17 protein-coding genes and 1 pseudogene are annotated in these 19275 nt (G+C 59.6%); 10 read left to right on the top strand and 8 right to left on the bottom strand.

The window, feature by feature from the left end:
• The first annotated feature begins 2 nt into the window (after positions 1 to 2).
• Positions 3 to 374: a glutaredoxin family protein gene (locus HU764_RS05250; RefSeq protein WP_186679488.1), complete on the top strand. Its 372-nt coding sequence runs from the start codon at positions 3 to 5 to the stop codon at positions 372 to 374.
• Between the two features lie 66 nt (positions 375 to 440).
• Here HU764_RS05250 and HU764_RS05245 read toward each other — a convergent pair whose 3' ends face one another.
• Positions 441 to 1043 (bottom strand): glutathione S-transferase family protein, encoded by a 603-nt coding sequence (locus HU764_RS05245; RefSeq protein WP_085273724.1) that lies wholly within the window; start codon positions 1041 to 1043, stop codon positions 441 to 443.
• A 145-nt stretch (positions 1044 to 1188) separates the two neighbouring features.
• Here HU764_RS05245 and HU764_RS05240 point away from each other — a divergent pair, with 145 nt between their 5' ends.
• Positions 1189 to 2379 carry a benzoate/H(+) symporter BenE family transporter gene (locus HU764_RS05240; RefSeq protein ID WP_186703942.1) on the top strand — a complete coding sequence of 397 codons (1191 nt, stop codon included), beginning with the start codon at positions 1189 to 1191 and terminating at the stop codon, positions 2377 to 2379.
• A 133-nt stretch (positions 2380 to 2512) separates the two neighbouring features.
• Here the strand turns inward: HU764_RS05240 and HU764_RS28050 are convergent, their stop codons facing one another.
• From HU764_RS28050 to HU764_RS05230, 3 genes and pseudogenes are all read right to left on the bottom strand, one after another.
• Positions 2513 to 3376 carry a methyl-accepting chemotaxis protein gene (locus HU764_RS28050; protein WP_371098508.1) on the bottom strand — a complete coding sequence of 288 codons (864 nt, stop codon included), beginning with the start codon at positions 3374 to 3376 and terminating at the stop codon, positions 2513 to 2515.
• Positions 3374 to 3901: pseudogene (locus HU764_RS28045) on the bottom strand (HAMP domain-containing protein); the annotation flags it as partial. The pseudogene HU764_RS28045 and the gene HU764_RS28050, both read right to left, overlap by 3 nt.
• Before the next feature lie 669 nt (positions 3902 to 4570).
• Positions 4571 to 5968, bottom strand: coding sequence for an aminotransferase-like domain-containing protein (locus tag HU764_RS05230; protein ID WP_186703944.1), 1398 nt, complete (start codon positions 5966 to 5968; stop codon positions 4571 to 4573).
• 313 nt (positions 5969 to 6281) lie between these two features.
• Between HU764_RS05230 and HU764_RS05225 the strand changes: the two genes are divergently transcribed.
• Entirely contained in the window at positions 6282 to 7451 is a 1170-nt protein-coding gene (locus HU764_RS05225; RefSeq protein WP_186703945.1) for an MFS transporter, read from the top strand.
• Between the two features lie 116 nt (positions 7452 to 7567).
• Here the strand turns inward: HU764_RS05225 and HU764_RS05220 are convergent, their stop codons facing one another.
• Positions 7568 to 8329, bottom strand: coding sequence for an SDR family oxidoreductase (locus HU764_RS05220; protein WP_186679476.1), 762 nt, complete (start codon positions 8327 to 8329; stop codon positions 7568 to 7570).
• 536 nt (positions 8330 to 8865) lie between these two features.
• Between HU764_RS05220 and HU764_RS05215 the strand changes: the two genes are divergently transcribed.
• A complete protein-coding gene (locus HU764_RS05215) occupies positions 8866 to 9867 on the top strand; it encodes an NADP-dependent oxidoreductase (RefSeq protein ID WP_186703946.1) in 1002 nt (333 codons plus the stop codon).
• A gap of 330 nt (positions 9868 to 10197) precedes the next feature.
• Here the strand turns inward: HU764_RS05215 and pyrF are convergent, their stop codons facing one another.
• Positions 10198 to 10899, bottom strand: a complete 702-nt coding sequence (pyrF, locus tag HU764_RS05210; protein WP_027595997.1) for an orotidine-5'-phosphate decarboxylase — start codon at positions 10897 to 10899, stop codon at positions 10198 to 10200.
• A gap of 182 nt (positions 10900 to 11081) precedes the next feature.
• On the opposite strand from pyrF, the gene HU764_RS05205 reads away from it, so the two are divergent.
• Positions 11082 to 11249, top strand: coding sequence for a DUF2897 family protein (locus HU764_RS05205; RefSeq protein ID WP_016500979.1), 168 nt, complete (start codon positions 11082 to 11084; stop codon positions 11247 to 11249).
• 253 nt (positions 11250 to 11502) lie between these two features.
• Here the strand turns inward: HU764_RS05205 and HU764_RS05200 are convergent, their stop codons facing one another.
• Both HU764_RS05200 and pgi read right to left on the bottom strand, forming a co-directional pair.
• Positions 11503 to 11835 (bottom strand): ComEA family DNA-binding protein, encoded by a 333-nt coding sequence (locus HU764_RS05200; protein WP_027595996.1) that lies wholly within the window; start codon positions 11833 to 11835, stop codon positions 11503 to 11505.
• A 438-nt stretch (positions 11836 to 12273) separates the two neighbouring features.
• On the bottom strand, positions 12274 to 13938 hold the full coding sequence (gene pgi, locus HU764_RS05195; protein WP_186679468.1) for a glucose-6-phosphate isomerase: 1665 nt from the start codon (positions 13936 to 13938) through the stop codon (positions 12274 to 12276).
• Between the two features lie 642 nt (positions 13939 to 14580).
• Between pgi and HU764_RS05190 the strand changes: the two genes are divergently transcribed.
• The 5 genes from HU764_RS05190 (at position 14581) to galU (ending at position 19255) form a co-directional block, all read left to right on the top strand.
• Positions 14581 to 15372, top strand: a complete 792-nt coding sequence (locus tag HU764_RS05190; protein WP_081717535.1) for an ABC transporter permease — start codon at positions 14581 to 14583, stop codon at positions 15370 to 15372.
• 13 nt (positions 15373 to 15385) lie between these two features.
• Entirely contained in the window at positions 15386 to 16039 is a 654-nt protein-coding gene (locus HU764_RS05185; protein WP_186715115.1) for an ATP-binding cassette domain-containing protein, read from the top strand.
• 54 nt (positions 16040 to 16093) lie between these two features.
• Positions 16094 to 17200: a KpsE/RkpR family capsule polysaccharide export protein gene (locus HU764_RS05180; protein WP_027595992.1), complete on the top strand. Its 1107-nt coding sequence runs from the start codon at positions 16094 to 16096 to the stop codon at positions 17198 to 17200.
• Positions 17193 to 18278: a polysaccharide biosynthesis/export family protein gene (locus HU764_RS05175; protein ID WP_027595991.1), complete on the top strand. Its 1086-nt coding sequence runs from the start codon at positions 17193 to 17195 to the stop codon at positions 18276 to 18278. Before HU764_RS05180 ends, HU764_RS05175 begins: the two co-directional genes overlap by 8 nt.
• A gap of 137 nt (positions 18279 to 18415) precedes the next feature.
• Positions 18416 to 19255: a UTP--glucose-1-phosphate uridylyltransferase GalU gene (gene galU / locus HU764_RS05170; RefSeq protein WP_027595990.1), complete on the top strand. Its 840-nt coding sequence runs from the start codon at positions 18416 to 18418 to the stop codon at positions 19253 to 19255.
• Positions 19256 to 19275 lie beyond the last annotated feature (20 nt).

Genomic DNA, 19275 nt, shown 5'->3' with positions numbered 1-19275 from the left:
CCATGATCGTCAAAGCCCTGCGGGTTGGCCTCGGCCAGCTCATCGTGTTCGGCGACTGGATCAGCCGCCCGGCCAAGCGTAAGCGCGATGCCGCCGCCCAGGCGCGTGTCGAGCAAGCGGCCAGTGGCCTTGCGCTGTACCAGTTCCATGCCTGCCCGTTCTGCGTCAAAACCCGCCGCACCCTGCACCGCTTGAACGTGCCAGTGGCGCTGCGTGACGCCAAGAACGACCCGCAGCATCGCCAGGCGCTGCTGGAAGGCGGTGGCCGCGTGAAAGTGCCGTGCCTGCGCATCGAGGAAGAAGGCAAGGTGAGCTGGATGTATGAGTCCAAGGCCATCATTGCCTACCTGGACAAGCGCTTCGCGTCCGTTTGACAGAACGCGTGGGGGCTACCGGCCTCTTCGCGGGACAAGTCGGACCGCGAAGAGGCCGGTACAGGCTCAGCCCACCATCGGCACATGCCGCGGATGGCTGGCCACGCGCTCCAGCCAGGCCCTGACCGCCGGGTAATCCGTCAGGTCGAACCCACCCTGCTGCGCCACATGGGTGTAGGCATACAACGCCACGTCGGCAATCGAATACTGCTGCCCCACCAGGTACGGCGTCATCTGCAACTGCCGCTCCATTACCTTCAGCGCCTTGTACCCGCCCTTGTGCAGCTTGCGGTACTCCTCCAGCCGATCATCCGGCAGCCCCAGGTAAAACTGGATGAACCGCGCCACGGCAATGTACGGCTCATGGCTGTACTGCTCGAAAAACTGCCACTGCAAGACCTGCGTGCGCAACCGCGGCTCAGTAGGCAAGAACTCGCTGCCGTCGGCGAGGAAGTTGAGGATGGCATTGGATTCCCACAGGTACGTGCCGTCTTCCAGCTCCAGCACCGGCACCTTGCCATTGGGGTTCATCGCCAGAAATTCAGGCGTCTCGGTTTCGCCTTTTAGAATATCCACCGGGTGCCACTCATACGGCCGGCCCAGCAGGCTCAGCATCAGCTTGACCTTGTAACAGTTGCCCGACTGGTAATCGCCATAGACCTTGTACATCACCCCTCCCCTCCCATGCAGTTGCGCATTCGTGCCCAATAGTTGGCGACTGTACGGCTAAAAGCAATGGCCGCTGTATGGCAAGGATCAACCTTGCTCGCGTTAGTCTGAAAAAACTGCTTACACCTTTACAAGGATTTTGTTCATGACCGATGCCACTTCCGCACGCCTGCGGCCCCTGGCAGACAGCTCCCCGTCGGCGGTGGTCGCCGGCTTCATTGCCATGCTCACCGGCTATACCAGCTCACTGGTGCTGATGTTTCAGGCCGGCCAGGCGGCCGGGCTGACCACTGCGCAGATTTCGTCCTGGATCTGGGCGCTGTCGATCGGCATGGCGGTGTGCAGCATTGGCCTGTCGCTGCGCTACCGCACGCCGATCACCGTGGCCTGGTCGACCCCAGGCGCTGCGCTGCTGATTACCAGCCTGGGCGGCGTCAGCTATGGCGAGGCCATTGGGGCGTACATCACCTGCGCCGTGCTGGTGCTGATCTGCGGCCTGACCGGCAGCTTCGAGCGCCTGGTCAAACGTATTCCGGCCTCACTGGCCTCGGCGCTGCTGGCGGGTATCTTGTTCAAGATCGGCAGCGAGATCTTTGTCGCCGCGCAGCACCGCACCGTGCTGGTGCTGGGCATGTTCTTCAGCTACCTGCTGGTCAAGCGCCTGTCGCCGCGTTACTGCGTGCTGGCCGCGTTGCTGGTCGGTACGGCGCTGTCTGGCGCCCTTGGCCTGCTGGACTTCAGCGGCTTCCGCCTGGAAGTGGCCACGCCGGTGTGGACCACGCCGAGCTTCTCGCTGGGGGCGACCATCAGCATTGGGATTCCGCTGTTCGTGGTGGCGATGACCTCGCAGAACATGCCCGGCGTGGCCGTACTGCGGGCCGATGGTTACCAGGTGCCGGCTTCACCGTTGATTTCGGCGACCGGGTTTGCCTCGTTGCTGCTGGCACCGTTTGGCTCGCACGGGGTGAACCTGGCGGCGATCAGCGCAGCGATCTGCACCGGGCCACATGCCCATGAAGACCCGAGCAAGCGCTACACCGCGGCGGTGTGGTGCGGGATTTTCTATGGCATTGCCGGGGTGTTCGGGGCAACGTTGGCGGCGCTGTTTGCGGCGTTGCCGAAAGAGCTGGTGCTGTCGATTGCGGCCTTGGCGTTGTTCGGCTCGATCATGAACGGGCTGACCGTGGCCATGAGCGAGGCGCGCGAGCGTGAGGCGGCGTTGATTACCTTTATGGTGACGGCGTCGGGGTTGACGCTGTTCTCGATCGGGTCGGCGTTCTGGGGGATTGTGGCGGGGGTTTTGACCCTGATGATCCTCAATCCGCGCAAGATCTAAGGTGTTGTAGCCTGCACCGGCCTCTTCGCGGGGCAAGCCCGCTCCCACAGGGATATCACCAAGCCTAAGAGCTGTGGAGTACCTGTGGGAGCGGGCTTGCCCCGCGAAGAGGCCGGTGCAGGCTACACAAAGCTCAAAGCCTGAAATGCCCCACCATCCCCTTCAAGTCCGTGCCCAACTGCGCCAGCTCGACACTCGACCTGGCATTGTCCTGCATCGCCAACGCCGCCTGATCGGCGCTGCCGCGGATCTGCGTAACGCTGCGGCTGATCTCTTCGGCCACCGAGCTCTGCTGCTCGGCCGCGGCGGCAATCTGCTGGTTCATCTGCTGGATCATTGAAACCGCCGAGGCAATGCTGCCCAGCGCACTTTCAGTCTGCAACACATCCGCCACCGCCAAACGCACCAGCTCGGTACTGCCGCGGATCTGCGCCACCGACTGCTGGGCGTTGCCGCGCAAGCTCCCCACCAGGGTCTCGATCTGCTCGGTCGATTGCCGGGTACGCCGAGCCAAGGCCCGCACCTCATCGGCCACCACCGCAAAACCACGCCCCTGCTCGCCCGCACGCGCCGCTTCGATCGCGGCATTGAGCGCCAGCAGGTTGGTCTGCTCGGCGACGCTTTTGATCACTTCCAGTACATCGCCGATGGTGTGGATCTCGGCACTGAGGCTGTCGATGCCGGCACTGGCCGTCTCGGCAGCCGACGCCAACTGCTCGATACGCTGCATGCTCTGACGCACCACCACTTGCCCAGACTCGACCTTGTCATCGGCAGACTGGGCCGCCTGCGCCGCTTCCTCGGCATTGCGCGCCACATCGTGCACGGTGGCCGTCATCTGCTGCATGGCGGTGGCCACCTGTTCGGTCTCCTCCTTCTGGCTGCCCACCTCGCGGTTGGTCTGCTCGGTCACCGCCGACAGCGCCTGCGCACTGCCGGCCAGTTGCTCGATACCCTGCTGCAGCCCGCTGACAATGCCCGACAGCCCGGCCGCCATCTGCTGCATGGCCTGCATCAACTGCCCCACCTCGTCGCGGCGCGGCGCTTCTGCTTCCAGGCTCAACTCGCCCGCGGCAATGCGCTGGGCACGGGCGATGACGCGCTTGAGCGGGCCGACCACCGCACGGGTGATCAGCCAGGCCGCCAGCACACCTACCAACAGCGCCAGCCCCGTGGCCAGGGCAATGGCCAGGGCATTGCGCGACAACTCACCTTGCAGGGCCTGCTCCTGCGCCAGGTAGGCCTGGTCGACCCGGCCGGTGACCTGCTCGGCCCGCGCCTGCAGCTGCGCCTTCAGGCCCTGCTCCTTGGCCAGCAGGTCGGTGTATTCGTTGAGTTTGTCGGAGAAACTGCCGATGTGCCCAGCCACTTCGCCCAGCACACTCTGGTACCCGGCATCACTGACGGCGGCCTTGAGCTGTTCGACCAGGCTTGCGGCTTCGAGGGTCTGGGCGATGCGCGTCTGGCCCGTGCCTTCTTCACCCTTGCGGCTCTTGTCCAGGCGCACGCGGGCTTCGTCCATTGCTTGCAGCATCAGCCGCGACACCTGCGCCACCTGCGCGGCCTGCTCCAGAAACTCGCCGCCCTGCTGGCCCTGGGATTGTTTGAGGGTGTAGGTGCCGTCGTCGGCCAGCCCGGCCTGCAGCACATCCAGGTTGTTGGCCACGCTGGACACCGACCAACTGGCCATGTCCAGCGCCAGTTCCTTGGCCTGCACCGCTTCGACAAAGGCCTCGAACGCCTGGCCATAGGCGCTTAGCTCAGCCTCGGCCGCCGCCAGCGCCGGCAAGCCACGGGCACGTTCGGCCATGCCCTGCAGGCCCATGCGCAAGGCCTCGGCCTGCTTGATGTCAGAACTCATGGCAAAGGTTTGTTCGTGCTGGCGCAACCTGAGCAGGTCGGTATTGACCTGGGCCAGCTGGCGCAAGCCGTCGAAGCGTTGGCCCACGCTGTGCAACGCGGCGATGCCGATGGCCGCCACCGCCAGCGTCAACAACAGCACCAGGGTAAAGCCCAGGCCGAGCTTGCGGGCCATGCCCAGGTTGGCCAGAACACCGTGCTTGGTCGCGCCCATCGCCGATTCCCCTTCACCTTGTCAGGTTTTGCCGAAGGCCAAGCGTGGCAACGATACCCGTGCACTCACAAGGGCCTGACGCCAGAATAGTGTCAAATAGCTATGAGCGTGTCGCTTTCAGGGTGCTGGAGGTCGCCCTGCGTGTTTGAAGAAGGCCTGGGCGCGGGAATCCTGCCCGTAAGCGACATTGATGCGCAGCCAATCGCTGGTCGCACCCTGGTAATCGAAGGCGCTGCCAGGGGTGAGCAGCACCGCATGCTCCAGGGCCAGCCGCTCCAGGCTGGCAACGTCACGCCCGGGTACCCGCGCCCACACGAACATACCGCCGTAAGGCTCACAGAACACCTCCCACCCCGCCTGCTCCAACTGCCCGAGCAATTTGGCCATGTGCTGGCCCAGGCGCACCCGCAGGCGTTGCACGCTTTTGCGGTAGCTGCCGTTGGCAAGCATCTGCCCCACCACCTGCTCGGCGAAGCGCGACGTGCCGATGCCACTGACCATCTTCAGCTCGGCCAGCCGCGCCAGCAGGGCCGGGTCGGCGACCAGGTAGCCGACCCGCAGCGAGCTGCTGAGGGTTTTGGAGAAGCTGGCCATGTAGATGACCCGCTGTTCGCTGTCCAGCGTGGCCAGGCGCGTGGCCGGGCCTTCCTGGAAGTCGGCGTAGATATCGTCTTCGATGATGCGCAGGTCGTGCTCGCGGGCCAGCTCCAGCAGGCGGTAGGCAACCTTGGGGGTCAGGCTGGTGCCGGTCGGGTTGTGGTACAGGCTGTTGATGAACAGGCAACGCGGGCGGTGTTCGGCCAGCAAGCGCTCCAGCGCCGCCAGGTCTGGGCCTTCGGCCAGGCGGGGCACGGGCAACATGCGCACCTGGTGCTGGCGCAGCAGGTTGTACAGGTTGTAGTAACCGGGGTTTTCCACCAGCACCGTATCGCCAGGGCGCAGCAAGGTGCGCACCAGCAGGTCGAGGCCATGGCTGGCGCCTTGAGTGGTGAGGATGCGTTCGGGGCCGGCGGCGATGCCCTGGCGCGCCAGGCGCTTGTGCAGTTGCTGACGCAGGCTGGCCAGGCCCAGCGGTGGGCAGTAGTCGAACAGGTCTTGCGGGTTGCCGCGGCTGACCTGGCGCACCGCCTGGGCCAGCTCGGTGGCCGCACGCCAGCTGTTGGGCAACCAGCCACAGCCGAGCTTGAGCAGCTCGTCATGGCCCTCGCGAAACTGCCGCCAGTGGCCATCGCCAGCCTCGCCCCAAGGCAAGCCATCGTCCGCCTCGCCCACCGGTTTACGCTCGGCGACGAAAAAGCCGGTGCCATGCCGCGCCTCCAGCCAGCCGCTGGCGACCAGGCGATCATAGGCCTCGATCACACAAGACGCGCTGACCGCCTGGCTGCGCGCCAACGCACGGATCGACGGCAGACGGGCGCCGGGGCGCAGGCGTTGGTGGCCGATCCAGGTTTGCAGGTGGTTGGTGAGCTGCTGCACCAAGGGCGTGGGGCTGGTGCGGTCTAGAGGGAAGTGCATGGCAAGTGTTCGCAGGTTTTGAGCGAACAGTTAAGCATAAATGGGGTGGCGGTGTGTCTGGTTGCGGGGGCTGCTTGGAATCATTGTTGCCTCACCGGCGCGGCCCTCACATCGCACGCGATTCGGGTAGGAGCACGCTGTACCTGTGGGAGCGGGCTTGCCCCGCGAAGAGGCCGGTGAAAACACCGGAAGTCTTGGCTGCTTTCACTGGCCTCTTCGCAGCACAAGGCTGCTCCTACCCGGATTTTTCACAGCCCATTGAACTGCGCTGTACCTGTGGCACTGCCCTTTGAAAAAAACCAGGATCTTACCCATGCCCCGCGCCCCCGCCAGACTGGCCTTCGCCCTATGCCTGATCACCCTCGCCGTCAACCTCCAGGCCCCGCTCTACATCACCTACGCCGACCTCTCCGGCCAGGGGGCCGCCGCCACCGCCGTGGCCTTCTCCGGCTACGTGCTGGGCGTACTCCCGGTACTACTGGCCCTCGGCGGGCTGGCCGACCGGGTTGGCCGCCGCCCTATGATCATCGCCGCGCTGATCCTGTCGATGATCGCCACCGTGCTCATGCTACTCGCCCCCAGCCTGCAAACCCTTGGCCTGGCGCGGCTGTTCCTGGGCCTGGGCACCGGCCTTGCCTCGGCCACGGCAACCGCCTACATGGGCGAGCTGATGGGCAGTGACGGCAGCCCCCGTGCCGCCAACTGGGTCACCGCCAGCACCTCGCTGGGCTTTGGCCTGGGCGCCGCGCTTACCAGCCTGTTCTTGCTGCGCGGCCCGAGCCTGACCCCAGGCAGCTTCCACCTGCAGCTGCTCCTCGCCGCCGTTGCCCTGGTGCTGGTCTGGCGCCTGCCCGACCCGCGCCCGACACAGCGCAGCGCCATGCTGCGGCTGCCGTGCTACCCCCGCGGCAGCGTTGCCTATGGCCTGGCCATCTTGCTGGCCTGGGCCTGCGTTGGCTTGGTCATCGCCCTGCTGCCGGGGATTTTGCGCCAGCATGGCTTGAGTGCCTGGTCGGGGTTTTCGACCTTCTGCGTGATCAGCTGCGGCTTGTTGTTTCAGCCGATGGCACGTCGCCTGTCGAGCCTCAAGGCCACGCTGCTGGGGCTGCTGATTCTGCCGTGCAGTTACGCGGTGCTGGCTTGGGGGGCCGATGCTGGGCGACTGGTGGCCGTGTTGCTGGGCGCGGTGGCGGCCAGCAGTGCGTGTTACGGGTTTATCTACCTGGGCGGGTTGGCGGCGGTGAACCAACTGGCCGGCACAGAAAAAACCCGGGCCAGTGCCGGGTTCTTCCTACTGGCGTACCTGGGCTTCAGCTTGCCGGTGATCTTTACCGGGTTGCTGAGCGACCGCTTGGGGTCACGGATGGCCTTGCTGGTGTTTGGTGGGGTGCTGCTGCTGGGGTGCGTGCTGGTTGGGTTGGCGTTGTGCTTGTCTGCGCGGACTGCTGCAGCGCAAAGCCCGCAGCTACAAGTACGCAACTGACCCTTGTAGGAGCGGCCTTGCGTCGCGAAAGGGCCGCGGAGCGGCCCCAGCATCCTGTGCCAAAACGCTGAAATCGTGGGGCCGCTCCTACAAAAAGGTCACATGCCCCGGACTTGTCAGATCGCCGTAGCCCCGCCATCCACTGTCAGGCTGTGCCCCGTGGTGAAGGCTGCCCCATCGCTGCACAGGTACAGCACCGCGCTGGCAATCTCCTCCACCTTGCCGATGCGCCCCACCGGGTGCATCGCCGCCGCGAATTCCGCCTTGCGCGGGTCCGCTTCATAGGCACGGCGGAACATGTCAGTATCGATCACCGCCGGGCACACCGCGTTAACCCGGATGCCCTTCTTCGCATACTCGATGGCCGCTGACTTGGTCAGGCCGATGACCGCGTGCTTGGAGGCACTGTAGATGCTCATCTTCGGCGCCGCCCCCAGCCCCGCCACCGACGCAGTATTGACGATCGCCCCACCGCCCTGGGCCAGCAGCAATGGCAACTGATACTTCATGCACAGCCACACCCCTTTGACGTTGACGCCCATGATGGCGTCGAACTGCGCCTCGCTGCCCTCGGCCAAGCGGCCCTGCTCGATCTCGATACCGGCATTGTTGTAGGCATAGTCCAAGCGGCCATAGGCGGCGATGAGCTGCTCATGCAGCTGGCGCACATCCGCTTCCCGGGTGACATCGCAGGCGATGAACATCGCATCACCGCCCGCCTCGTGAATCAACGCCACCGTGGCCTCACCGCCGACTGGGTCGAGGTCGGCCACCACCACCTTCAAGCCTTCACGGGCGAAGGCCAGCGCCGTTGCCCGGCCGATACCTGCGGCGCCACCGGTGACCAGGGCTACCTGGCCGGAAAAGGTCATGCTCATCGTTTGCTCCTGGTTGTTTTTTGGGGGATTGCATCAGGGCCGCTAGGTGCGGGGCTGGAGGGGGGCGGCGCCTGTGAGATCGAGCGCCGCCCGCGCGGCGCATCGCGAGCAACGCTCGCTCCTACGTTTGTTTCGGGCCAGTTATTCCTGGGGCAAACGCGCGCGACCGCCTTGTTTGTTCGACGCGATATCGCGCCATGCACCAAAGGCGGTCGCGCGCGCCTGTCACAGGCGTTACTGGCCAAAAACAAACGTAGGAGCGAGCGTTGCTCGCGATGCGCCGCGCGGGCGGCGCTCGATCTCCCGGCCACCAAACATCTTCCGCCGAACACCTGCCGGCCATTACCCAATGCCGCGCCAAACACCCACCAACCATCACCCACCCGCTGCCCCAGAGCATAGTCACCCCCTTCCCCCCCGTGCAGCATCATCACACCCACGGTTGAGCTACCATGCCTACCAGTGATTTTGCGCTACAACCTGCATCAGCAAGGTAAATTGCCCTTACACCGATCAACTGCCCACAAGGACCCGCCATGACCCAGACCAACCGCCGCTTCCTGCTCGCCAAACGCCCGGTCGGCGCCGTGCGCCGTGACGACTTCAGCTTCGAGGCAGTACCTGCCGAACAGCCCGGCGAAGGCCAGATTCTGGTGCGCAACCTGTACCTGTCCCTCGACCCCGCCATGCGCGGCTGGATGAACGAAGGCAAGTCCTATATCCCCCCGGTGGCCCTCGGCCAAGTGATGCGCGCCCTCGGCGTCGGCGAAGTGGTGGCCTCCAACCACCCCGACTACAAACCCGGCGACCACGTCAGCGGCCCGCTCGGCGTGCAGGACTACTTCACCGGCGAGCCCCAAGGCCTGCACAAAATCGACCCCAGCCTCGCCCCCCTGCCCCGCTACCTCTCGGCCCTGGGCATGACCGGCATGACCGCCTACTTCGCCCTGCTCGAAGTCGGCCAACCCAAAACCGGTGACACCGTGGTCATCTCCGGCGCCGCCGGCGCAGTCGGCAGCATCGTCGGGCAGATCGCCAAGCTCAAAGGCTGCCATGTGGTCGGCATCGCCGGCGGCGCCGAAAAATGCCAATACCTCAAGGACGAACTCGGCTTCGACGGCGTCATCGACTACAAGGCCGAAGACGTACTGGCCGGCCTCAAGCGCGAATGCCCGAAAGGGGTAGACGTGTACTTTGACAACGTTGGCGGCGAGATCCTCGATGCCGTGCTCACCCGCATCAACCTCAAGGCCCGCATCGTCATCTGCGGCGCCATCAGCCAGTACAACAACAAAGAAGCCGTCAAAGGCCCGGCCAACTACCTGTCGCTGCTGGTGAACCGCGCGCGCATGGAAGGCTTTGTGGTGTTTGACCATGCCAAGGATTACGGCAAAGCCGCGCAGGAAATCGCCGGCTGGCTGGCCGCTGGCAAAGTGAAGAGTAAGGAAGATGTGGTGGAAGGGTTGGAGACCTTCCCAGAGACGCTGCTCAAGCTGTTCAGCGGCGAGAATTTTGGCAAGTTGGTGTTGAAGGTCTGACAGCGTAGGCCCTGGATTTCAGTGCCTGTCTCGATTGTTGTATCGGGGCGTAAATCGAGCGCCGCCCGCGCGGCGCATCGCTACGTTTGTTTTTGGCGAATAACGCCTGTAGCAGGCGCGCGCGACCGCCTTGGCGCATGGCGCGATATCGCGTCGAATAAACAAGGCGTTCGCGCCCGTTTTCCCCAGGAATAACTGGCCCGAAACAAACGTAGGAGCGAGCGTTGCTCGCGATGCGCCGCGCGGGCGGCGCTCGATCTCACAGGCACCAAAACTGCTGTGGCGAACCCCTACCGACGCAAACGCAAACGCAACCCTGCCCCTTACCCCTTACCCGCGAATTTCAGCTACAACCGCAGCCAAAGCCTGTGCCGGGTCCGCCGCCTGGCTGATCGGCCGCCCGATCACCAAGTAATCCGAGCCAGCATCCAGCGCCTGACGCGGGGTCAAAATGCGGCGTTGGTCATCCTGAGCGCTACCTGCCGGGCGAATACCCGGGGTCACCAGTTGCAGCGAAGGGTGCGCAGCCTTCAGTGCCGTTGCCTCCAGCGCCGAGCACACTAGCCCGTCCATGCCCGCCTTCTCGGCCAAGGCCGCCAGGCGCAGCACTTGTTCTTGCGGGTCAACATCCAGGCCGATACCCGCCAGGTCTTCACGCTCCATGCTGGTCAGCACGGTCACGCCAATCAGCAACGGCTGCGGGCCGCTGCGCTTGGCCAGCACTTCACGGCAGGCCGACATCATGCGCAGGCCACCGGAGCAATGCACATTGACCATCCACACGCCCATCTCGGCGGCAGCCTTGACGGCCATGGCCGTGGTGTTGGGGATGTCATGGAACTTGAGGTCGAGGAATACTTCGAAGCCCTTGGCACACAAGGTTTCGACGATGCCCGAGGCACTGCTGGTGAACAGCTCCTTGCCAACCTTTACCCGGCACAGCGCAGGGTCAAGCTGGTCAGCCAGCTTCAGAGCGGCCTCACGGGTAGGGAAGTCGAGGGCGACGATCAGGGGCGTCTGGCAGGCGGACATGGTCAGGGTCTCTTGGCAAGTCGAAAACGGCGCGCATTGTAAACGAAGTGACGCAGGCTTTGGGGGCCGCGGGTCACGGAATTGGCCCTGCAAGGCCTGACTTCTATAATTGAACCAAAGGAACCGGCAATTGCTCAAATTTCATACAAGCGCCGCCCCATGATGATCAAAGGAGAACGACAATGCCCTGGTATGCCTGGCTGATACTCATCATAGCCCTCGGCTCGATTGTCGGCGGCTTGATGATGCTGCGAGATACGGCGAAAAAACTGCCGTTGACGGATGAGCAACTGCGCAAGGTGCATGAGCGCAATGCTGAGGCTGATGCGAAGGATGCGCAGGACCGCTAAACCCCCTGCCCCATTCCCTGTAGAAGACAGCAACGTCCATTCGACGTCGCTGTCATGCCAACTGCAAAGGCCTTAGTCCGCCCCCTCTCAACCTGTGGCAGCTGGACTTGTGGGAGCGGGCTTGCCCGCGAAGAATCCAACACACTCTTCGCTCGAGTTCCAGCTGGCTTTACCTATACCTCTCCATGGTCAAGTGATGCATACGTCCATAAATGGGCTGAGCCAAGCATCGCCTGCCCAGCCCGACTGCTGATTACTCCACCATTACCTTGTCCCGATTACGCTCCAGCAACGCATTGCCGATTCCCTTGATCTCCAGCAGCTCATCCACCGACGCGAATGGGCCGTTGGCTTCCCGGTAGGCGACGATCGCTTCAGCCTTGGCCTTGCCGATGCCGTTCAGTTCTTTTTGCAGGGTTGGGGCATCGGCCTTGTTCAGGTCTAGGCGGGTGGTCTGAGCTTCCATGTGGGTGACGATTGGCACTGGTTCCTGCACGGCGGTAGTGCTGGCGGGGGCGGCGCTGACCGAGAAGGACAGGCTGGCGAACAGGGGCAGAAGCAGGTAGGACAGAACGGTATTGCGCATTAGGGATCACTCCTTGGGTTGGTCTTATCTAGCAGCAGCTTTCCTTTGGCTGCGCAATCAACCCTAGCGGTATTCCATTGTTCTAACTAGACAGGCGGCTCGATGAATCGTTACTAAATGGGACAGCAAATAGCGGAGCTTCGTATACCCATATAAAGCGCCATGGCCCCACACTTCACATGATGACTAGCCTTAATCCAAATATTTTATAACCTGCACGAAAATTACCTTAAGGTAATACTTACATTCGGACTTCTGACTGTGAACATTCCTACAAAAACGCAAGCAAAGTAGTTCGCCCCTTAAAGCGAGACTCGACACCTAACTAGGGTAGATATAGGGCGCGCACTTGCGGGGCCGCATTCGTAAATCGCTCGTGCCCATTGCTTCTCAGCAATGGGCACGAGCGATTCGTTTATGACTTCTCGGCAAAAACAATCAGCCGCGGTGGCGACCACGGAAGTAATTGATCAGACCTTGCGTTGAGCCATCTTCAGCAGCCTCATCGTTACTCCCGACTAAACGCCCGTATACGCCGTTGCCCAGCTCCTTACCCAGCTCGACCCCCCACTGATCGAAGGCATTCACACCCCAGATCACGCTCTGCACGAAGACTTTATGCTCGTACATTGCAACCAGTGCACCAAGACGGCGCGGGTTAATGCGTTCGACAACCAAGGTGTTACTTGGGCGGTTACCCGGAATCACTTTATGCGGGGCCAGCTTCTCGATATCTGCTTCATTCAGGCCTTTTTCCCGCAGCTCGCTTTCTGCCTCATCGCGGGTCTTGCCCAGCATCAACGCCTGACTCTGCGAAAGGCAGTTGGCGTACAGCCATTGATGATGGTCAACCACTGGGTTGAAACTCACTACCGGTACGATGAAGTCAGCAGGGATAAGGTGGGTGCCCTGGTGCAAGAGCTGGTGATAAGCATGTTGCCCGTTGCAGCCAACGCCGCCCCAGATCACCGGGCCGGTTTCGGTCTTCACCGGCGTTCCATCCTGCAGGACGCTCTTGCCATTGGACTCCATGTCCAGCTGTTGCAAATGCTTGGTGATGTTTCGCAGGTAGTGGTCATACGGCAGGATCGCATGGCTGCGGGCGCCCCAGAAGTTGCCATACCACACGCCCAGCAGGGCCAGCAGCACCGGCATGTTCTGATCGAACGGCGCGGTCTGGAAGTGCTGGTCCATGGTGTAGGCACCAGACAACAGCTCCTTGAAGTTGGCGGTACCGATGGCCAAGGCGATCGGCAGGCCAATGGCCGACCACAGCGAATAGCGCCCACCGACCCAGTCCCACATCGGGAAGATGTTCTCTTCACGGATACCGAAGGCGACGGCGGCAGCCTTGTTGCTGGAGACGGCAATGAAGTGCCGGTACAACTCGGATTCCGCCCCGCCATGGGCCAAGTACCAGGTGCGCGCAGCCATGGCGTTCTTCAACGTCTCTAACGTGTTGAACGACTTCGACGAGACAATGAACAGGGTGGTTTCGGCGCGCAGGTTGGCCGACAGTTCGTGGAACTCACTGCCGTCAATGTTCGCCAAGTAATGGCAGCGTACGCCCCGTTGTGCGTAGGGCAGCAGCGCTTCGGAGACCAGTTCAGGGCCGAGGAACGAACCGCCGATACCGATGTTGACCACGTCGGTGATCGGCTTTTCGCTGTAACCGCGCCACAGACCGTTATGAATGCGTCCGACCAGTTCGGTGATCTGGTTAAGCACTTTGTGCACTTCCGGCATCACGTTGACGCCGTTGACGCTGAGCTTGTCGCCCACCGGGCGGCGCAGGGCGGTGTGCAGCACCGGACGGCCTTCGGAGGCGTTGATGATCTCGCCGCTGAACATCGACTTGATCGCATCCTGCAGGCCGACTTCGTTGGCCAGGTTCACCAGCAGGTCGCGGCTTTGCTCGGTGATCAGGTTTTTCGAGTAGTCGAGGAACAGGCCGCAGCTGCTCAGGGAGAACTGATCAAAACGCTTGGCATCGGCGGCGAAGGCTTCGCGCATGCTGAAGTTCTGCATGGCCTCACGGTGGTGCTGAAGCGCCTGCCAGGCAGGGAGGGCCGTCACATCACGGGGGTTACGGTAGTACGGCATTGCGAATGATTTCCTTGATGCATAATCTGTCCATGAACAACAGCCAGCTGCTGCCAATTTCGGCGGGCATTATAGGCACTGTGCTCGCTAGGGGAATGGCTGGCGGGATAAATTGTAAGCTTGGCACCCATCCCTAAAAATCCTTATGCGCCTATCGGTACCGATCCGGTAGGTCTCGCACCCCAATCAAGCCTGACTGATTTGATGCACGCAAACCAATCAGGCAAGCCCTAGACAACCTACTCGTAAGCAACTGAATTCTATAACCAAGATGGGTAAATTACAGTCAGACAGATAAGGGGGGGCTGGCATCATATTGACATCACCCCGCCAGCAATCCTCCCACCTGACACAAACCGGTTTTTTGCAACTCTGCTGACATACGGATCTTGCAGCAAACTCGTCCGATGTGTTGAGAGCTGACTGAAGCGACATCGTGGCAGATGGAGTGCACGGAGCCGGCGAATGATTGCAATTTCGCTCAATTTTCTTGACGCTTGCGTCTCATCGAATTAACCTCGCGCACCTTAGAACATGGAAGTATCCGGGATATCCCCAGCCTACCCGCCACGGGAATCGGGCCTTTCGTGAAGATGAATTCCGGCGTGCCTAGGCGCGCTGCTTTGCTTTGCGGTCGCCATCTTGAAGCCTCGTTCCTGTCTACAAATCCAGAAATCAGTTATTTTCGCACTCGTTTTACGTGAAGCGCGCGCACGCGTCGGCGACAGCCGTCTCGGGGCCGTGTGGATGCTGTTAGAACCCCTGGTTCACCTCCTTCTTTTTTCCTTGCTCTTTGCAATGCTACGAGGCCGCACCGTATCTGGTGTCGAATACCCGGTGTTCATTTTAGTCGGCATGGCGCCCTTCCTACTCTACCGAAATACTGCCCTACGGCTCATGGACAGCCTTCGAGAGAACCGATCACTGTTTGGCTACAAACAGATCAAACCACTGGATACCTATGTTGCACGGGTCATTGTCGAGACCTGCATTGCGGCCACAGTTTACGCTCTCCTGGTTTTTGGCTTTGCCTGGTTTGGATTCGACATGTCAATCCATAGTCCATTGGAGTGGGTCTTTACATTGCTTTTGGGTTTGCTGTTCGCCTTCGGCTTGGGGATGTTCCTAGCTTTGGTCACCCACGCCTTGCCCAGCCTTAAGATCGTCATTCGCATGGCGTTCTTCCCTCTGTACTTTATCTCCGGCGTACTGATCCCTGCATCGTACCTGCCACAGACTATGATGCCGGTGTTACTGCTGAACCCTTTCCTGCACATCCTTGAGCTAATCCGTGCAGAAGTGCTGCCACACTACACCCCGGTCGACGGCGTCTCCGTGACCTATGTGTTTACCTTCACCCTGGTATTGCTGTTCCTGTCCCTTGGTGCGTACCGCGCCCGCAGGATGCATCTGATTTCCACCAAGAACGGTTAAGTACAGGCCAAACGTGTTCGAACTCAGAAACGTCACTAAGTCTTACCTCACCCCTAAAGGGCGCCGGTATGTCTTTCGCAACCTATCGCTGGCGATACCGCCCGGAAAGAACATTGGTCTCATAGGCCGAAATGGGGCAGGCAAATCCACTCTCATGCGGTTGCTGGGTGGTGCCGATGTTCCGGACTCCGGCACGATTGCCACCGACCGAAGCATTTCATGGCCTGTTGGTTTGACGGGCGGCTTCCAAGGCAGCATGACGGGGCGCGACAACATCAAGTTCGTATGTCGAATTTACGGAGCCACCGGCGAAGCGATGCGCGAAAAAGTACGCTATGTCCAAGAATTCGCGGAAATAGGCGACTGGATTGACGAGCCGATCAAAACATACTCATCTGGCATGCGCTCGAGGGTTGCATTTGGGTTGAGCATGGCTTTCGACTTCGATTACTACTTGATTGACGAAGTCATGTCTGTAGGAGATGCGCAGTTCAAACGCAAATGCGCAGAAGTTTTTAAAGATAAACTCCAGAGATCGAATGTCGTATTAGTTTCTTACTCAATGCCTGAGATTGAAAAACTTTGTGATGTAGTCCTTCTTGTGCGCAACGGCGGCATCCAGGTATACGACGATGTTGCCAAAGGCATTGAAGCTTACAATAGTTGATTAAACTCTTTTCCAATTAAGCAGCACCGTTCCACTTGAAGGATGCATCCAACTATGAGCAGTACGGGTAAAAAGAAGGAATGGCGCCTTACGATCGCCATGGTGATTTTGCCAATGATATTGGCAGCCGTGTACTACGGGGTGTTTGCTGTTGATCGCTATGTAAGCTCCGCACAGGTTGTAGTACGTCAAGATGGCGGCACCCCAGGCGCTCAGGTACCAGGTCTGGCTACTCTGTTGACAGGTGCCAACCCTGCCTCTAGAGAGGAGACTCTTTATCTCCGTGAATTCATCACCTCTATGGACATGATGCTGCTGCTTGAAGAAAAAGCACATTGGATCGAGCAGTTTTCAGCCCAGCGCAGCGATGTGTTTTTCTGGCTGGACGAGAATGCTCCGCGTGAGAATTTGCTTAAGTATTACCAGCGCATGGTCTCTGCACATTATGATGAAACCACTGGCCTTCTGCGCGTTGAAGTTCAGGCATTTACGCCAGAACTGTCCGAGCAGATGCTGCGCATAATCCTTCAAGCTAGCGAACATTTCGTTAACGAAGTGAGCCACAACATAGCCCGCGAACAAATGAAATTCGCTCAAAGCGAATTGGAAAGCGCTCGAATCAATTATGCCAAGCGTAAAACTGAACTTATGGACTTTCAGAACATCAACAAAGTTCTGGACGGCGCGAATACTGCGCAGAGCCGGGCAACTATTATTGCCGACTTAGAGAGCCAGTATACAAAGGAGCAAGCTAGCCTGACGGAGATGTCGTTCAAGTTGCGTAGTGATGCTCCCCAAATACGTCAACAGAAGCAAAAAGTCGAAGCCATTACTCAACAATTAGCTAAAGAAAAGCGATTGCTCGTTTCTTCGCCAAAAGGCTCTCAACTTAACGTTGTTGCTTCACGCTTCCAACAACTGACCCTCGACGCCGGGATTGCTGAGGAAACTTACAAAGCATCTGTAGCAGCGCTTGATAATGCCCGCATCGAAGCGAGCAAAAAAATTCGTACCCTGGTCACTGTAGTCAGCCCCAACACCCCGCAGCTCGCCCTCTACCCAGAGCGCTGGTACAACCTGGCAACTATTTTGCTTGGCCTGTTGATGCTTTACGGCATCACCCGCTTCATTCTGGCGTCGATCGAGGATCATCGTGATTAAATCCCTGGCTTTATCTCGTAATTTTAATCTGAAGCTAGCAGCGGTGGCGCTTGCGACACTTGGCTTGGCTGGTTGCGGTGGAACCCTCTCAGGTGCTGGACCTTACAAAGGCGCAATCGAGAAAAAATCAGAGCAGTACATTCTCGTAGACATTAATGCGACCTCGATCGCACCTTACATGCAGGGGGCGCCACGTCCGGCTGTGAGCTCCGTGACTACACCAGTTTCACCAGAAGTCAGATTGATGTCCGGTGATACACTCAACGTACTCATTGCCGATACGGCTCCGGAAGGGTCTGCACTTTTTGCTCCGCTGGCCACCGGCGGCACTCAGCTTAAAACTCGTATCGACTCTCAAGGAATGCTGTCACTACCCTACGTCGGCAGACAGTTCGTGGCAGGCATGACTCTCAATCAAGTAGAGAACATGATCCGACGTCAGCTGAAAGGAATTACCACGGACGTTCAAACTCATGTTGAATTGGTCGGCGACCTCTCCGGCTCAGTGCTAGTAGCAGGAGCAGTGAAAACCCCCGGTCGTTTCAGTACTTTGCAAGGGCCGTTGACTCTGCTGGATGCAGTCAACCAAGCAGGCGGGCCTGTACTGGAATCTCATTTAGTTAATGTCACAGTGCGCAACGGTACTCAAGTACAGCAATTCAACTATGAGGACGTGCTTGCTGGCAATAACATGATTCTGCGCCCTAACTCTGAAGTAGTTCTAGACCGAGCACGCCAACGGTTTGTAGCTATGGGGGCTGTAGGTGAACCTGGCTTGAAAGATCTCCCTAGTAAGAACACAACCTTACTAGATGCCTTGGGATCTGTAGGCGGTCTGCGTGAACAAAACGCCAACCCTGAGGGTGTTTTTGTCTTCCGCATGCCTACCGGCGAGAATACAAAGCCGACTGTATTGCGTTTGAATATGAGAGATCCAGCAGCAATCTTTTACGCACGACAGATTGCTATCAAACCGGATGACACCATTTACGTGACTAATGCCGCAGTTTACGAATGGCAAAAAATCATCTCTCCTATTGTACAAACAATGATCATAGGCAGAACCACCGGACTATAAATAAGCGACCAATAACTCCGCCAACCCAAAAAGCTGATCGTTATTGCGTTACAACACTGAATAATTTCGGACATAACCGTGAGCTTACCTCACGGTTTTTCCTACCCACACCTCGAAGCAGCTAAAGACTGGAAATTATGATCAAGAAATGCCTTTTCCCAGCCGCCGGATACGGCACCCGCTTCCTGCCCGCTACCAAAGCCATGCCGAAGGAAATGCTGCCGGTGGTCAACAAACCACTGATTCAGTACGGCGTTGAGGAGGCACTGGATGCCGGCCTGAGCGAGATTTCCATCGTCACGGGCCGAGGAAAGCGTTCTCTGGAAGATCATTTCGACATTAGCTACGAGCTGGAGAACCAGATCAAGGGCACTGACAAGGAAAAATACCTAGTCGGCATCCGTCGCCTGCTGGATGAGTGCTCTTTCTCATATACCCGTCAGACCGAAATGAAGGGCTTGGGCCACGCGATTCTCACCGGCCGCCCTTTAATCGGCGAAGAACCGTTTGCCGTAGTCCTAGCGGATGACCTCTGCGTTAACCCGAACGGAGACGGCGTACTGACTCAGATGGTAAAACTATACAAACAGTTCCGCTGCTCAATCATCGCTATCCAGGAAGTCGACCCTCAAGAAACCAATAAGTACGGTGTGATTGCCGGCGACATGATCCGTGAAGATATCTTCCGAGTGACAAATATGGTCGAGAAGCCTGCGCCTGAAGACGCGCCCTCGAACTTAGCTATCATCGGTCGCTACATTCTGACGCCCGACATTTTCGACATCATCATGAACACTCCGCCTGGTAAAGGTGGTGAGATCCAGATCACTGACGCCCTGATGCAGCAAGCGCAAAGCGGTTGTGTCATAGCGTACAAATTCAAAGGCCAGCGTTTTGACTGCGGCGGCGCTGAAGGTTACATTGACGCAACAAACTTTTGCTTCCAAAATTATTATAAAGCTGGCAAAGCTTACTAAATGATCACAAGGGAAAGGCC

Origin of the sequence: Pseudomonas kermanshahensis (genome assembly GCF_014269205.2) — a bacterium.
Lineage (GTDB): Bacteria > Pseudomonadota > Gammaproteobacteria > Pseudomonadales > Pseudomonadaceae > Aquipseudomonas > Aquipseudomonas kermanshahensis.
This window is presented reverse-complemented; position numbering and strand designations above follow the sequence as displayed.

What these genes read in the sequence shown, in the direction of transcription:
- pgi (WP_186679468.1), bottom strand. Translation starts at nt 13,938, where the DNA reads ATGCCGTACTACCGTAACCCCCGTGATGTGACGGCCCTCCCTGCCTGG.
- HU764_RS05180 (WP_027595992.1), top strand. Translation starts at nt 16,094, where the DNA reads ATGAGCAGTACGGGTAAAAAGAAGGAATGGCGCCTTACGATCGCCATG.
- HU764_RS05205 (WP_016500979.1), top strand. Translation starts at nt 11,082, where the DNA reads ATGCCCTGGTATGCCTGGCTGATACTCATCATAGCCCTCGGCTCGATT.
- HU764_RS05215 (WP_186703946.1), top strand. Translation starts at nt 8,866, where the DNA reads ATGACCCAGACCAACCGCCGCTTCCTGCTCGCCAAACGCCCGGTCGGC.
- HU764_RS05245 (WP_085273724.1), bottom strand. Translation starts at nt 1,043, where the DNA reads ATGTACAAGGTCTATGGCGATTACCAGTCGGGCAACTGTTACAAGGTC.
- HU764_RS05230 (WP_186703944.1), bottom strand. Translation starts at nt 5,968, where the DNA reads ATGCACTTCCCTCTAGACCGCACCAGCCCCACGCCCTTGGTGCAGCAG.
- HU764_RS05240 (WP_186703942.1), top strand. Translation starts at nt 1,189, where the DNA reads ATGACCGATGCCACTTCCGCACGCCTGCGGCCCCTGGCAGACAGCTCC.
- HU764_RS05225 (WP_186703945.1), top strand. Translation starts at nt 6,282, where the DNA reads ATGCCCCGCGCCCCCGCCAGACTGGCCTTCGCCCTATGCCTGATCACC.
- HU764_RS05200 (WP_027595996.1), bottom strand. Translation starts at nt 11,835, where the DNA reads ATGCGCAATACCGTTCTGTCCTACCTGCTTCTGCCCCTGTTCGCCAGC.
- galU (WP_027595990.1), top strand. Translation starts at nt 18,416, where the DNA reads ATGATCAAGAAATGCCTTTTCCCAGCCGCCGGATACGGCACCCGCTTC.
- HU764_RS05220 (WP_186679476.1), bottom strand. Translation starts at nt 8,329, where the DNA reads ATGAGCATGACCTTTTCCGGCCAGGTAGCCCTGGTCACCGGTGGCGCC.
- pyrF (WP_027595997.1), bottom strand. Translation starts at nt 10,899, where the DNA reads ATGTCCGCCTGCCAGACGCCCCTGATCGTCGCCCTCGACTTCCCTACC.
- HU764_RS05250 (WP_186679488.1), top strand. Translation starts at nt 3, where the DNA reads ATGATCGTCAAAGCCCTGCGGGTTGGCCTCGGCCAGCTCATCGTGTTC.
- HU764_RS28050 (WP_371098508.1), bottom strand. Translation starts at nt 3,376, where the DNA reads ATGGCGGCCGGGCTGTCGGGCATTGTCAGCGGGCTGCAGCAGGGTATC.